13 protein-coding genes are annotated in these 14,500 nt (G+C 66.2%); 7 read left to right on the plus strand and 6 right to left on the minus strand.

Features of this window, described 5'->3' with window-relative positions; genetic code table 11:
* The first annotated feature begins 52 nt into the window (after positions 1-52).
* The gene (htpX, locus tag OJF58_RS10160; RefSeq protein WP_300783974.1) at positions 53-982 is read left to right on the plus strand and encodes a zinc metalloprotease HtpX; all 930 of its coding nucleotides are present in this window, start codon (positions 53-55) and stop codon (positions 980-982) included.
* Between the two features lie 73 nt (positions 983-1,055).
* The gene (locus OJF58_RS10165; protein ID WP_300779365.1) at positions 1,056-2,135 is read left to right on the plus strand and encodes an IS630 family transposase; all 1,080 of its coding nucleotides are present in this window, start codon (positions 1,056-1,058) and stop codon (positions 2,133-2,135) included.
* Here the strand turns inward: OJF58_RS10165 and rmuC are convergent.
* Positions 2,132-3,178, minus strand: a complete 1,047-nt coding sequence (gene rmuC / locus OJF58_RS10170) for a DNA recombination protein RmuC (RefSeq protein WP_300783976.1) — start codon at positions 3,176-3,178, stop codon at positions 2,132-2,134. The genes OJF58_RS10165 and rmuC overlap by 4 nt on opposite strands.
* Positions 3,179-3,241: 63 nt before the next feature.
* On the opposite strand from rmuC, the gene OJF58_RS10175 reads away from it, so the two are divergent.
* The 3 genes from OJF58_RS10175 to rnk all read left to right on the plus strand — a co-directional run bounded on the left by OJF58_RS10175 (position 3,242) and on the right by rnk (position 5,420).
* The gene (locus OJF58_RS10175) at positions 3,242-3,925 is read left to right on the plus strand and encodes a pyrimidine 5'-nucleotidase (RefSeq protein ID WP_300783978.1); all 684 of its coding nucleotides are present in this window, start codon (positions 3,242-3,244) and stop codon (positions 3,923-3,925) included.
* Entirely contained in the window at positions 3,922-4,869 is a 948-nt protein-coding gene (locus tag OJF58_RS10180; RefSeq protein ID WP_300783980.1) for a ketopantoate reductase family protein, read from the plus strand. Before OJF58_RS10175 ends, OJF58_RS10180 begins: the two co-directional genes overlap by 4 nt.
* A 137-nt stretch (positions 4,870-5,006) precedes the next feature.
* Positions 5,007-5,420 (plus strand): nucleoside diphosphate kinase regulator, encoded by a 414-nt coding sequence (rnk, locus tag OJF58_RS10185; RefSeq protein WP_300783982.1) that lies wholly within the window; start codon positions 5,007-5,009, stop codon positions 5,418-5,420.
* 10 nt (positions 5,421-5,430) lie between these two features.
* Here the strand turns inward: rnk and OJF58_RS10190 are convergent, their stop codons facing one another.
* The 5 genes from OJF58_RS10190 to OJF58_RS10210 form a co-directional block, all read right to left on the minus strand.
* Complete coding sequence (locus tag OJF58_RS10190) at positions 5,431-6,714, minus strand: TRAP transporter large permease (protein WP_300783984.1); 1,284 nt, start codon at positions 6,712-6,714, stop codon at positions 5,431-5,433.
* A gap of 18 nt (positions 6,715-6,732) precedes the next feature.
* Positions 6,733-7,224 (minus strand): TRAP transporter small permease subunit, encoded by a 492-nt coding sequence (locus OJF58_RS10195; protein ID WP_300783985.1) that lies wholly within the window; start codon positions 7,222-7,224, stop codon positions 6,733-6,735.
* Between the two features lie 12 nt (positions 7,225-7,236).
* Positions 7,237-8,271 (minus strand): TRAP transporter substrate-binding protein, encoded by a 1,035-nt coding sequence (locus OJF58_RS10200; protein ID WP_300783986.1) that lies wholly within the window; start codon positions 8,269-8,271, stop codon positions 7,237-7,239.
* A 103-nt stretch (positions 8,272-8,374) separates the two neighbouring features.
* Positions 8,375-10,093, minus strand: a complete 1,719-nt coding sequence (locus OJF58_RS10205) for an amidohydrolase family protein (protein ID WP_300783987.1) — start codon at positions 10,091-10,093, stop codon at positions 8,375-8,377.
* Positions 10,094-10,095: 2 nt separating this feature from the next.
* Positions 10,096-12,393, minus strand: coding sequence for an NADP-dependent malic enzyme (locus OJF58_RS10210; protein ID WP_300783988.1), 2,298 nt, complete (start codon positions 12,391-12,393; stop codon positions 10,096-10,098).
* Between the two features lie 164 nt (positions 12,394-12,557).
* Here OJF58_RS10210 and OJF58_RS10215 point away from each other — a divergent pair, with 164 nt between their 5' ends.
* Both OJF58_RS10215 and OJF58_RS10220 read left to right on the plus strand, forming a co-directional pair.
* Positions 12,558-13,637: an IS630 family transposase gene (locus OJF58_RS10215; RefSeq protein WP_300779365.1), complete on the plus strand. Its 1,080-nt coding sequence runs from the start codon at positions 12,558-12,560 to the stop codon at positions 13,635-13,637.
* 11 nt (positions 13,638-13,648) lie between these two features.
* The gene (locus OJF58_RS10220; RefSeq protein WP_300783990.1) at positions 13,649-14,476 is read left to right on the plus strand and encodes a nucleotidyltransferase domain-containing protein; all 828 of its coding nucleotides are present in this window, start codon (positions 13,649-13,651) and stop codon (positions 14,474-14,476) included.
* The last annotated feature ends 24 nt before the right edge of the window (positions 14,477-14,500 follow it).

The raw sequence follows: 14,500 nt of genomic DNA on the forward strand, positions 1-14,500 counted from the left end.
GATGCCGTCCGGCGTCTTGATTCGCCACAGTCCCGGGCCATCTTTATCGGCCATGAACTATTTTCGTACCGCCCTGCTCCTGGCGGCGCTGACGGCCTTTTTTCTGGTGATCGGCTACCTGCTGGGCGGCCGGCAGGGGCTGGTGATCGCGCTGGTGGTGGCGCTGGGCACCAACCTCTTCGCTTACTGGAACTCCGACCGCCTGGTGTTGCGCATGAGCAACGCGCACGAAGCCGGTCCGCAGGAGGCGCCCGAACTCTACGGCATGGTGCAGCAGCTCGCCCAGCGCGCCGGCCTGCCGATGCCGCGCGTCTATGTCATCGACGAGGACCAGCCCAACGCCTTTGCCACCGGCCGCAGCCCCGAGCATGCGGCGATCGCCGTGAACACGGGCCTGCTGCGCCATCTCAGCCGGGAGGAGGTAATGGGCGTGCTGAGCCACGAGCTCGGCCACGTGAAGAACCGCGACACGCTCACCATGACGGTGGCGGCGACCCTCTCCGGCGCCATTGGCATGCTGGCGAGCTTCGGCTTCTTCTTCGGCGGCGGCCGGGACGAGAACGGCCGGCCGGTCGGCAATCCTATTCTGAGCATCCTGGCCATGATCCTGGCGCCCATCGCCGCCTCGCTGATCCAGATGGCGATCAGCCGCAGCCGCGAGTACGAGGCGGATCGCATGGGCGCCGAGATTTCCGGCCATCCGGAATGGCTGGCCTCGGCGCTCGGCCGCCTCCATGCCGGCACGCAGGCAATTCCCAATGCGACCGCGCAGGCCAATCCCGGAACGGCGCATCTCTATATCGACAATCCGCTGTCGGCCGGCGGCATGGCCAGCCTGTTCTCGACCCATCCGCCGATGGAGGAGCGCATCGCGCGCTTGCGGGCCATGGCGGCGCAGGCGATGCCGACCGCGTCTGCACCATTGCGTACCCGTCCCGGCGGCTCCGTGCCGCAGACCGGCGGCCGCGGTCCCTGGAGCTGACCTAGTGGACCAAATCTAACATTTCGATTCGCGAGGGGATTCCCGATCGGGCTCGCGTATGCGAGTCAGAGGAATGCACGAGCGAACGAACTTTCAGTTGAATGCCACGGACCGTGGCGAGCTGGAGGCGGTGGTGGCCAACCGCAACAGCCCGCAAAAGCACGTCTGGCGGGCAAGGATCGTTCTTTTGACCGCCGACGGGCATGGCACTGCCGAGATCATGCGTGCCACCGGCAAGGCCAAGACGGTGATCTGGCGCTGGCAGGAACGGTTCGGGGCGGAAGGTGCAGCGGGGCTGTGGCGCGACAAGACACGCCCGTCGCGCATCCCGCCGCTCCATCCCGAGGTGGCCGAGCACGTTGTCGCCATGACGCTGGCAGGGCCGCCGTCGGGGGCGAGCCATTGGACCGGCCCGGCGATGGCCGAGGCGGCCGGGATCAGCGTCAGCTCGGTGCAACGGATCTGGCGCGCCCATGGCCTGAGGCCGCATCTGGTCCGCCAATTCAAGCTGTCCAATGATCCGCAGTTTGCCGCCAAGCTCAGGGACATCGTCGGGCTGTACGTCAATCCGCCCGACCACGCCATCGTGCTCTCGGTCGATGAAAAGAGCCAAATCCAGGCGCTGGACCGCACCCAGCCGGGACTGCCGATGAAGAAGGGGCGCGCCGGCACCATGACCCACGACTACAAGCGCCATGGCGTCACCACTCTGTTCGCCGCCCTCGACGTCCTGGAGGGCAAGGTTATCGGCCAGTGCATGAAGCGCCATCGTCATCAAGAGTTCATCCGCTTCCTCAACGCCATCGATGCAAGGACACCCAGGAGAAAGACGATCCACGTCATCATCGATAACTATGCCACCCACAGCCATCCCAAAGTGATGCAATGGCTCGACAAGCATCCGCGGTTCGCCTTCCACTTCACCCCAACGTCGGCGTCCTGGCTCAATGCCGTCGAGGGCTTCTTTGCAAAGCTCGCGAACAAACGCCTCAAGCGCGGCGTCTTCCGATCTCTTCGCGAACTCAAAGACGCCATCCACTGCTTCCTTCGCCTCCACAATGCAGACCCAAGGCCCTTCATCTGGACAAAGGACCCCAACAAAATCATCGCCGCCGTCAAACGAGGGCACCAAGTGTTAGATTCCATCCACTAGACCTTCGGCGGCAACGGTGCCGGTGCGTCACCGAGTTCGGTGTCGAGAATGCGCTCGCCACGCTTGGTGATGCGCTCGGTCGAGGTCTCGATGTCGCGCAGGTCCTTCTCCGTTTGCGTGAAATGGGTCTTGAGCTTCGTCACCCGCTCGTCGAGCCGGCGCACATCGTCGAGCATCAGCCCGACCGCCTTCTGGATCTCGCCGGCCTGCTCGCGCATGCGCACGTCCTTCAGGACGGCCCGTACCGTGTTCAGCGTCGCCATCAGGGTGGTGGGCGAAACGATCCAGACGCGCGCCTTGTAGGACTCCTCGACCACCGTGGCGAAGTTGGCATGCAGCTCGGCATAGATCGCCTCGGATGGCAGGAACAGCAACGCCGACTCGGCCGTCTCACCGGCCACGATGTATTTGTCCCGGATGTCGCCGATGTGCTTGCGCATCGCCTGCTGGAAGGCGCGCTGCGCCGTCGCGAGCCCGGGCGAGTCGCCCGGCGTCACGCCGCGCAGGAGCCGGTAGCTTTCGAGCGGGAACTTGGCATCGATGGCGATCGAGCCCGGCGGGTTGGGCAGCCTGAGCAGGCAGTCCACCCGCGCCCCGTTGCCGAGGCTGCACTGGAACTCGTAGGCCGAGGGCGGCAGCGCGCTTTGCACCAGATCGTTGAGCTGGACCTCGCCGAAGGCGCCGCGCGCCTGCTTGTTGGACAGGATCTCCTGCAGACCGACCACCTGCGTCGAGAGCTCGCCGATCTTCCTCTGCGCCTCGTCGATGCGGGCCAGTCGCTCGCGCAGGTCGGTCACGACCTGGCCGGTGGCCTTCTCGCTGCGGTCGAGGCGCTCGCTCACGACCTTGCTCAGTGCCTGCTCCTGCTCGCGCAGCGAGCGCTCGACGCGCTGGACGGTCTCGGCCTGCTGGCTCAACGCCATCTCGAGATGCTGGCGCACCGCCTGCGTCTCGCGATTGTCGCCGCGCCGCAGCAACAGGACGATCAACCCGACCAGCAGCAGGGCGATCAGCGCCAGAAAGGCATAGAGGAGGATATCCATTGCCGCCCGTTATAAGCTCGCCGCTCGACAAGCGCACGGGCGGCGATTAAGCAAAATCCCCAAATGCCCATCCCGCTGCATGATCCCGACGTCTGGCTGTTCGATCTCGACAACACGCTCTATCCGGCGCGCTGCAACCTCTTTGCCCAGATCGATGTGCGCATCGGCGCCTATATCGCCGATCGCCTCAAGGTCCGCCTCGAGGAGGCGCGGCGCATGCAGAAGCAGTATTGGCGCGATCATGGCACGTCGATGCGGGGCCTCATGACCCTGCACGGCGTCGACCCCAAGCATATGCTGGCCTACGTACACGACATCGACTATTCGCCGGTGCTGCCCGCGCCGGCGCTCGATGCCGCGCTGGCGGCGCTGCCCGGCCGCAAGATTATCTTCACGGCCGGCGACGTGCCGCATGCCGAGCGTGTCGTGGAGCGGCTGGGGGTGGCCCGCCACTTCGAGGCGATCTTCGATATCGTGGCCGGCGACTATTGGCCCAAGCCGCACCAGGCGATCTACGACAAGCTGGTGCTGAAGCACGGCGTCGATCCGACCCGCGCCGCCATGGCCGACGACATCGCCGCCAACCTGAAGCCCGCCTGCGCCATGGGCATGCGCACGGTGTGGATCCGCACCGACGAAAGCGTGAAGCGGGCGGCCGGCCTCGATCTCGACCATATTCATCACCAGACCGACGACCTGGCGATTTGGCTCGCCGATTGGATCGCTCGAAGGAGGGCGCCGAAATGAAGACCTTGATCCTGGGTGCCGGAGCGATCGGCGGCTATGTCGGCGGCCGGATGCAGCAGGGCGGCGCCGACGTCACCTTCCTCGTCCGCCCGGCGCGCCGCGACGCCCTGCAACGCAGCGGACTCGTGATCAAGAGCACCAAGGGCGACGTCACGCAGAAGGTCAAGACCGTGCTCGGCGGCGCCGAGGGCGGGCCGTACGATGTCGTGATGCTGACCTGCAAGGCTTACGACCTCGACTCGGCGATCGAGGCGGTGGCGCCGGCGATAGGACCGGACACCACAGTCGTGCCCATGCTGAACGGCATGCGCCATATCGATGTCCTGGCCGGGCATTTCGGCGAGAGGCCGGTCGTGGGTGGCCTTGCCCGCGTCGGCGTCGCCCTCTCGCCCACGGGAGAGGTTCTGCACACCAGCCCCTTCGCTGCCATCTCCTTCGGCGAGCGCGATGGCAAACCGGCACGGCCGGCGCTGGTCGAGCTCGATGCGGCCGTCAAGAAGGCCGGCATCGACGGCGGCCTGCACAAGAACATCGTCCAGGATCTTTGGGACAAATGGATCATGCTGTGCACGCTCGCCTCGATGTGCTGCCTGATGCGCGGCACGTCCGGCGACATCCTCGAAGCCGACGAGGGCCGGGCGATCGTGCTCGAGACAGTCGAGGAATGCCGAAAGGTTGCGGCCGCCGCGGGCTGCGATCCGGGCGAGAAGGGAATGAACAACGTCCGCTCCTACCTCACCCAGAAAGGCTCACGGTTTGCCGCGTCCATGCTGCACGATCTCGAAAAGGGCGCCATGGTCGAGGCCGACCACGTCGTGGGCGACATGATCGTCCGCGGGCGCAAGGCGGGCGTTGCCACGCCCAATCTGCGCCTGGCCTATGCCCACCTCCAGGTCTATCTCGCCCGGCGGGCGCGCGGTGGGGTCGGCAAGCCCGCCCTTTGAGCCGTTGCAGGCCGGTTGAAATCCCGGCCCCACGTCCTTACGTTTGACGGTGTGCGACGGGTGGGTCGCCCAAGCGTTCGCGCCTTTGCGCGCTCTTTTCGCTTCCAATCCGCGTTTGTTCCTGAAAGGCCTTGTCGATGCGCGACGTCGTGCGGAGCCGGTCGGTTCCCCAGATCATCATCAGCAACGCCGACTACGAGCGGCTCAGCGATCTTGCCAACGCATCGCTGCAGCGGCTGCCGGAGGTCGCGCAGGAGCTGCTGGACGAGCTCGATCGCGCGCAGATCGTGAGCGAGGAGGCGGTGCCGGCCGACGTCGTGCGCATGGGCTCGACGGTGACCTTCAAGTCGGACGACGGCCAGACACGGACGATGACGCTCGTCTATCCCGTGGACGAAAGCCTCGATGCGCATCGCATCTCGATCATGACGCCGATCGGCGCCGCGCTGATCGGGCTCGGCGTCGGCCAGTCGATCTCGTGGCCGGGACGAGACGGCAAGCAGCACCGGCTCACTGTGATCAAGGTCGCAGGACCGGCGAAGGCTGGCTGAGCGTGCTTGCCTAGTTGAGCGCGCCCACGGCGCGGGGCAGGAACAGCGAGATCTGCGGGAACAGGATGATCAGCATCAGTCCCAGCAGCAAGGCACCGACGTAAGGCAGATAGGTGCGCCAGTGCTGGCCAACCGTCAGGTTGGCGAACTTGAGCGCCATCAGCAGCCCTACCCCCATCGGCGGCAGGAACAGCCCGATGCCGACAGCCGCCGTCTGCACGATGTTGAAGTGATAGGGGTTGATGTTCATCTTCTCGGCAATCGGGAAGACCACCGGGATCAGCACAACGGCCGCCGGCAGGCCCTCCAGCACCATGCCGAACATCATGGTGATGAGGGCGGTGCAGGTGAGGAACAGCCACGGCATCGACTTCAGCGGCGCCAGGATCTCGGCCAGCAGCGCCGGCACGCCGGAGACGCCCATCAGGTACTGGAACACCGACGCCACGGCGAGCAGGAAGACAACGGAGGCGGTCAGGATCGCGCTTTCGTAGGCGAGCTTGCCCATCTCGGCGAAGCCGACATTGCGGTAGTAGAAGCGGGCGGCGACGAAGGCGTAGGCCGCCACCACGGCGCCCGCCTCGGTGGCGGTGAAGACGCCGCCGATGAAGCCGCTCAGGATCACGATCGGGATCACCAGCGGCACGCTCGCGCGGCGTGCCGTGCCGATCAGCAGCGCGGCGCTCGGCCTCGTGTCGACCGGCCAGTCGTACTTGCGGGCGCGATACCAGACCAGCGCCATCAGGCAGAGCATGATGACGGCCGCCGGAACGAAGCCGGCGAGGAAGAGGGCGACCGCCGAGGTGTTGGTCACCTGGGCGATCACGATCATGAAGATCGCGGGCGGCACGAGCATGCCCATCGCGGTGCCGGCCGCGATCAGCGACGCAGAGTCCTGGCGCCGGTAGCCTGCCTTGGTGAGCGGCGGCATCAGGGTCGAGCCCAGGGCCGAGACCTCGGCCATCTTGGAGCCGCAGATGTCGGAAAAGAAATAGGCGACCAGGATCACCGACATGCCGAGCCCGCCCTTGACCCAGCCGACCAGCGCGCGGGCGAAGTCGACCAGCGTGTGGCTCATGCCGCAGCGCTCCATCAGCCCGCCGGCGAAGACGAAGGCGGGAATGGCGAGGAGCACCCAGCTCTGCGAGCCGGAAACCAGGCTGGAGGACAGGACCTGCATGTCGTAGCCGCCGAGCCACAGCCCCGCCACGGCCGAGACGCCGAGCGCGAACACGATGGGCATGGAGAAGACGACCAGCACGACAAAGATCGCGGCGACGAGAAGCAGCAGCATGCCCTGGGCGATCCCCGTTCAGTGCAGGGGGTCGGCTTCGAGCCGGGTCGGCGCGACGATCATCGACACCGCGTAGATCGCCAGCAACAGGCCGCCGGCCACAGCGGAGCCGTAAAGCACGGCGAGGTTGATCTGCAGACCCGGCGTCGTGAGGGCGCTGTTCAGGATGCAGAGCTTGACCCCGAACCAGGCGACCAGCAGACCGACGACGGTCACCAGCGTGAAATGGATGCGGTCGACGAGGAGGCGGCTGTGCCGCGAGAGGTTCAGCACGTGCAGGGTGAAGTGGGCGCGCTCGCGCACACCGATCGCGGCGCCGATCAGGGTGAGGTAGGCCAGCATCATCTCGCCGACCTCCTCGACCCAGGTGAAGGGGATCGGGTCGAGATCAAGCCAGTCGGTGACCGGAATCATCACGTAGCGCAGGAATACGCCCACCAGCAGGTTCACGATGGCGGCGACCAGCAGCAGCGAGACGACGAGCTTGGGGATGCGGGCGATCAGATTCATGACCGCGCGCCCTTACGCCTTGAAGTTGGCGATGGTGTCCCACAATTCGGCGTACTGCTTCTTATAGGCTGGCCAGATCTTCGCTTCTGCGACCTTGCGGAAAGCCTCGAGGTCGCCCTTGACGACCGTCATGCCCTTGGGCTCGAGCGCCTTCTTGGCGGCGTCGAAATTGTCGACCGACTCGGTAAGCTCGCGGCACTTGGCCTGCGCCTCGCGGCTGGTGTCGAGCATGATCTTCTTGTGCGCCGGGCTGAGGCTTTCCCAGATGCCGAGGTTCATGGTGTTGAGAGTCGGCCCGTAGTTGTGGAAGGTCATCGAGCAGTACTTCGAGACCTCGTAGATCTTGAGCGCGATCTGGTTGACGATCGGCAGATCGCCGCCGTCGATGACGCCCGACTTGGCCGCCGAGATCACCTCGCCCCAGGCGAGCGGCACGGCGTTGCCGCCCAGCCCGTTGATGGTGTCCGCGAAAACCTTGGCCTGCTGCACGCGGATCTTGGCGCCGCGCAGGTCCTTGGGCTCGACGATCGGCTTCTTGCTGGTCCAGAAATGGCGGAAGCCGTAATCGAAGAAGCACAGCGTCTTCAGCTTGTATTTTTGCTGGAATGTCTTGTCGAGCTGGTCGCCGATCGCGCCATTGAACATCTTGTAGGCTTGGTCGTAGCTGCGCACGAGATAGGGCACCAGGAACACACCCATCTCGGGGAAGATCGTCGCCGCCGCACCGGCCGGGTTGCCGATGGCGATGTTGCCCGACTTCACCGCGTTCATGATGTCGAGTTCCTTGCTCATCAGCGTCGAGCCGAAGAACCGCATGTCGAGCTCGCCGTTGGAGCGCTTGCGCACCTCCTGTGCCTGCCAGTCGAAGGCGACCGCCGCCGACTCGGGAAGAGCGTTGATGTGCGCCATCACGAGCTTGATGGGCTCCGCGCGCGCGATCGTCGGCGCGAGGCCGCTCGCGATCACGCCGGCCAGCCCTCCCTTCACGATGCCGCGGCGGCGCAGCACGGGCAGATTCCGGCTGCTGATCTTCATGATCGTCGACATGGGCGCCCTCCCCAGGCGAACTGATTGCGGCGAGCCTATACCGCCTCGGCAGGGCCGCAAGGCATTTGGTACAGGCCGCGGCTCGACGTTCCGCGCGGCGATGCTACTGCGCGGCGATCGCGCGGTGGCTGCCCCGGGATGCGTTGAACCGGTCGAGCACATGCCCCGGCGCCACGGTGTGCCTCACGTAATCCTTGCCGTCGAAGGTCATCACGCCGTTGCAGAAGACGCCATGCACGCCCGTCGGGCGGCGGATCGTGCGCCGGCCGCCGCCCGGCAGGTCGGCGACGCGCTCGGCCGGCGAGACACCGACGGTGGCCGGATCGAACAGCAGCAAGTCCGCCTGCGCGCCGACGGCGATGCGGCCGCGATTGCGGATTCCATAAAGGTCGGCGGGATGGCTGGTGAGGCGGCGGACGCCTTCGGCGAGATCGAAGTCGCCGCGCTCGCGCACCCAATGCGCCAGGAAATGCAGGCCGAAGCCCGCGTCGCACATATAGATCAGATGAGCGCCCGCATCCGACAGCGCCACCACGCCCGCCTCATGCTTCAGGAGACGGGCCACGCCCTCGTCACCGACATTGAGGAAGCGGCCGAGGAACGCCGTCTCGAGGTTCTCGTCGAGCGCCAGATCCAGCATGACGTCGAGAGGGTCGCGCTTCTCTTCCGCCGCGATCTCGTCCAGATAGCGGTTTACGTAGCTTGCGTTGGCGGGCTTCTGGACGACCGCCACCATCACGCGCTCCCAGTTGCCCTGGAAGATCATGCCCGGTCGCGGGTTCTTGGCGTTGTCGCGGAACCTGGCGCGCCACGACGGATCGCGGAACACCGCCTTCAACTGCTCGGGCGAGTAGGCCTTGATCGGGTCGAAGGCCGAATGGCTGTAGAACGGATAGGCGTTGGCCATCGTGAAGTCGAACGACAGCGGCTGACAGGGGATCTGGACGTAGAGGCCGTTGCCGCGGCGGAGCGCGGCCGCGCAGGCGTCGAAGATGCGCAGCGCGCGCTCGGGCTCCTGCTCGTTGTACATCGCCATGCCGGTGCCCTGAAAGAACGGCCGGCCGTGCTTTGCCGCTATCGGCTCCAGCTCCTCCGGCGTCTTCACGCCCGAGGCGATCGCGATCACACCCTGGCCGCGCGGGCCCATCGCGCCCACCAGCGCGTCCAGCTCCGACAGGGGCGCGATGGTCGACGGCATCGGCACGCCGCCATAGCCGGAATGGTTGAGCGAGTAGGAGGCGCCGAGCCCGATCGCGCCTTGAGCCATGGCGTCGGCGACCATGGCCTTCATCCGCGCGAGTTCCTCGGGCGTCGCATCGGCGCGCTGCGACGCGGCCTCGCCCATGATCGCGGTGCGGATGGTCGAATGGCCGGCCAGCACCGCCAAGTTGGCGTAGGCCGGCCGCCGGCGCAGCATGTCCATGTACTCGCCGAAGCTCTCGAACTCCCAACGGATGCCGGCGCGCAGCGCGTCGAGGTCCATGCCTTCGACGACCGAGAGATTGCGGATCACGAGGTCGCGAGCCGCGGGCGGCGCGGGTACGATGCCGAAACCGCAATTGCCGATCACCGCGGTGGTGACGCCCAGCGACGGCGACGGTGACAGGGTAGGGTCCCACGTGGCCTGGGCGTCGTAGTGGGTGTGCACATCGACGATGCCGGGCGACAGGACAAGCCCGCCGGCGTCGATCGTGCGCGCCTCGCTATCCCGGATCTCGCCGACGGCCTCGATGCGGCCGTCCTTGACCGCGAGATCAGCCCGACGCGGCTCGTGGCCCAGCCCGTCGACGACCGTGGCGCCGCGAATGACGAGATCGGACATGACTACCTCCGTCGGCTGAGCGCGCCATAGGCGGCGAGGGCGGCGTGATTGACGAGGTCGCTGACGGTCGCGCCCATGGCCACGATCTGCACCGGCATCTGCAGGCCGTCGATCACCGGCCCGATCACCGTCACGCCGCCCAGGCTCTGCACCAGGCGCGACGAGATATGGGCGGAGTGCAGCCCCGGCATCACCAGCACGTTGGCGGGACCGGTGAGACGGCAGAATGGGTAGGTCGCCTTCAGGAGCTCGTGGTCGAGCGCCATGTCGGCCTGCATCTCGCCGTCGTATTCGAAGTCGACCTTCTCGGCGTCGAGGATGCGAATCGCCTTGCGGATGCGATCGATGCGCTCGATCTCGCGGCTGCCGAAATTGGTGAAGGAAGTGAAGGCGACGCGCGGATGGTGCCCCATCATTCGCGCGTTGGCCGCCATCTGCCGCGCGATCGCCGCGAGCTGCTCGGGTGTGGGCGTCTCGTTGATGGACGTGTCGGCGAGGAACACCGTGCCATGTCGCGCCACGACGATGGAATAGCCCATCGCCACCTTGTTGGACTCGGCATCGATCACGCGCTTCACATCGCCGTAGCATTCGGGGAAGCGCCGCGTGATTCCGGTGACCATGCCGTCGGCGTCGCCCATGGCCACCATGCAGGCGCCGAACACGTTACGCCCCTGGTTCACCATGCGCTGCACGTCGCGGCGCAGGTAGCCGTCGCGCTGCAGGCGCTTGTAGACCATGTCGGTATAGGGTGTGTTTCGGGTGCTGAGCCGCGCATTGTGGATCTCGAGCCCGTCGGTATTGGCGATGCCGAGGGCCTTCATCGTCTCGCGCACCTGCTCCTCGCGTCCGATCAGGATCGGCGTGCCGTAGCCGTTGTCGCGGAACACGAGCGCGGCGCGGATGGTGCGCTCCTCCTCGCCCTCGGCGAACACGATGCGCTGCGGATTGGCTTTCACCTGCTCGAACAGGCTTTGCAGCCAGTGGCTGGTGGGATCGAGGCGCCCCGACAGCGAGCGCTTGTATTCCGCCAGGTTGGGAATGGGCTTGCGCGCGACGCCCGACTTCACCGCCGCTTCGGCGACCGCCGACGAGACGGCCGAGATCAGGCGGGGATCGAACGGCACGGGGACGATGTAGTCCGGCCCATAACGCAGCCGTCGGCCGGAGTAGGCGCGATCGACCTCGTCGGGCACATCCTCGCGGGCGAGCTTGGCCAGCGCCTCGGCCGCCGCGATCTTCATCGCCTCGTTGATGGTGGTGGCCCTGACATCGAGCGCACCGCGGAAGATGTAGGGGAAGCCCAGCACATTGTTGATCTGGTTGGGATAGTCGCTGCGCCCGGTGGCGATGATCGCGTCCGAGCGCGCCGCGCGGACATCCTCGGGCGTGATCTCGGGATCCGGATTGGCCATGGCGAAAATGATCGGGCTGGCGGCCATCGATTTCACCATGTCCCTGGTGACGGCGCCCTTGACCGAGAGGCCGAAGAACACGTCGGCGCCCTCGATCGCCTCGGCGAGCGAACGCGCCTTGGTGCGCACGGCGTGGGCGCTCTTCCACTGGTTCATGCCCTCGGTGCGGCCCTGGTAGATCACGCCCTTGGTGTCGCACAGGATGGCGTTCTCGGGCGGCAGGCCCATCGCCTTCACGAGCTCGATGCAGGCGATCGAGGCGGCGCCTGCGCCGTTCACCACCATCCTGACGTTCCTGAGGTCGCGGCCGGTGAGGTGCATGGCGTTGATCAGGCCGGCGGCCGAGACGATCGCGGTGCCGTGCTGGTCGTCGTGGAAGATCGGGATGTCCATCATCTCACGCAGGCGTTGCTCGATGATGAAGCACTCCGGCGCCTTGATGTCCTCGAGGTTGATGCCGCCGAAGGTGGGGCCGAGGAAGCGCACGCAATTGACGAACTCGTCGACGTCCCTGGTGTCGACCTCGAGGTCCATGCAGTCGACGTCGGCGAAGCGCTTGAAGAGCACGGCCTTGCCCTCCATCACCGGCTTGCCGCCCAGCGCGCCGAGATCGCCGAGGCCGAGCACGGCCGTGCCGTTGGAGATCACCGCCACGAGGTTGCCCTTGGCGGTGTAGTCGTAGGCGGTGGACGGATCCTTGGCGATCTCGAGGCAGGGCGCGGCGACGCCGGGCGAATAGGCGAGCGCCAGGTCGCGCTGCGTCACCAGGGGCTTGCTGGCGATGATCTCGATCTTGCCCGGCCGTCCGGACCTGTGCATCCGCAGCGAATCGCCGTCGAGATCGCCCATTTCGTTGACCATCGCTTCCGAGCTTATGCTCGCCATATGCGTCTCTCTCCCGGTTGAAGGAATATATTGGCGGCATTCACGCAGCGGGGCCAGCCGGCCGTGCCGCGCTGCAACGTGGCCACGGGATGCTAGTGGACCAAATCTAACATTTCGATTCGCGAGGGGATTCCCGATCGGGCTCGCGTATGCGAGTCAGAGGAATGCACGAGCGAACGAACTTTCAGTTGAATGCCACGGACCGTGGCGAGCTGGAGGCGGTGGTGGCCAACCGCAACAGCCCGCAAAAGCACGTCTGGCGGGCAAGGATCGTTCTTTTGACCGCCGACGGGCATGGCACTGCCGAGATCATGCGTGCCACCGGCAAGGCCAAGACGGTGATCTGGCGCTGGCAGGAACGGTTCGGGGCGGAAGGTGCAGCGGGGCTGTGGCGCGACAAGACACGCCCGTCGCGCATCCCGCCGCTCCATCCCGAGGTGGCCGAGCACGTTGTCGCCATGACGCTGGCAGGGCCGCCGTCGGGGGCGAGCCATTGGACCGGCCCGGCGATGGCCGAGGCGGCCGGGATCAGCGTCAGCTCGGTGCAACGGATCTGGCGCGCCCATGGCCTGAGGCCGCATCTGGTCCGCCAATTCAAGCTGTCCAATGATCCGCAGTTTGCCGCCAAGCTCAGGGACATCGTCGGGCTGTACGTCAATCCGCCCGACCACGCCATCGTGCTCTCGGTCGATGAAAAGAGCCAAATCCAGGCGCTGGACCGCACCCAGCCGGGACTGCCGATGAAGAAGGGGCGCGCCGGCACCATGACCCACGACTACAAGCGCCATGGCGTCACCACTCTGTTCGCCGCCCTCGACGTCCTGGAGGGCAAGGTTATCGGCCAGTGCATGAAGCGCCATCGTCATCAAGAGTTCATCCGCTTCCTCAACGCCATCGATGCAAGGACACCCAGGAGAAAGACGATCCACGTCATCATCGATAACTATGCCACCCACAGCCATCCCAAAGTGATGCAATGGCTCGACAAGCATCCGCGGTTCGCCTTCCACTTCACCCCAACGTCGGCGTCCTGGCTCAATGCCGTCGAGGGCTTCTTTGCAAAGCTCGCGAACAAACGCCTCAAGCGCGGCGTCTTCCGATCTCTTCGCGAACTCAAAGACGCCATCCACTGCTTCCTTCGCCTCCACAATGCAGACCCAAGGCCCTTCATCTGGACAAAGGACCCCAACAAAATCATCGCCGCCGTCAAACGAGGGCACCAAGTGTTAGATTCCATCCACTAGAGTCAGAGGCGATGGTCGATACCGAAGCCAACGATGAGACCCTGCTGCGCCGCCTCGTGCGCGCCTTCGGCGGCGTGCCCGGCATCAGGGCCATCGTGCTGGGCGGCTCGCGGGCGCGCGGCGAGGCGGCGCCCACGTCCGATTACGATGTCGGCCTCTACTACGAACCGGACCATCCGATCGATGTCGGGCGCCTGGCCAAGGCGGCTGTCCTGCTGCCCGGCGCGGCGAGCTCGTCGGTGACGGACCTGGGCGAATGGGGCCCCTGGATCGACGGCGGGGCGTGGCTTACGGTGGATGGCCGGCGTGTCGATCTCCTCTACCGCGACCTCGGCAAGGTGCGTGGCGTGATCGGCGCCTGCCGCGACGGCCGAGTCGAGCGGGCCTACCAGCCCGGCCATCTGCACGCCTTCGTGTCGGCGATCTACATGGGCGAGGTTGCCTGTTGCCAACCGTTGTGGGATCCCGAGGCGGTGCTGGCGCCCCTGAAGCGTCAATGCGAGCCCTATCCGTCGGCGCTCGCCGAGGCGCTGATCCGCACGTTCTTCTGGGAAGCGCGCTTTGCCCTCGAGAATGCCGGCCACGGCCGCGCCCGTGACGATCCGGCCTATGTCGCGGGCTGCGCTTTCCGCTCTGTCGCCTGCCTTTGCCAGACGCTGTTTGCGCTGAACCGCGCCTGGCTCCTGAACGAGAAAGGCGCGGTGGCCGGCGTCGAGCGGCTGGCCGTCAAGCCGGCGGATTTTGCCGGTCGCGTACGGCAGTCGATCGGTGCCGGCGCGGACGGCCTTGTCGGCTTGTCGGCGTTGATCGACGAGACGGCCGGGCTCCTCGATGCCTGACCGGCCGCGCCATCGGTCCCGAGC

It is taken from the genome of Enhydrobacter sp. (genome assembly GCF_030246845.1).
Taxonomy (GTDB): Bacteria; Pseudomonadota; Alphaproteobacteria; order Reyranellales; family Reyranellaceae; genus Reyranella.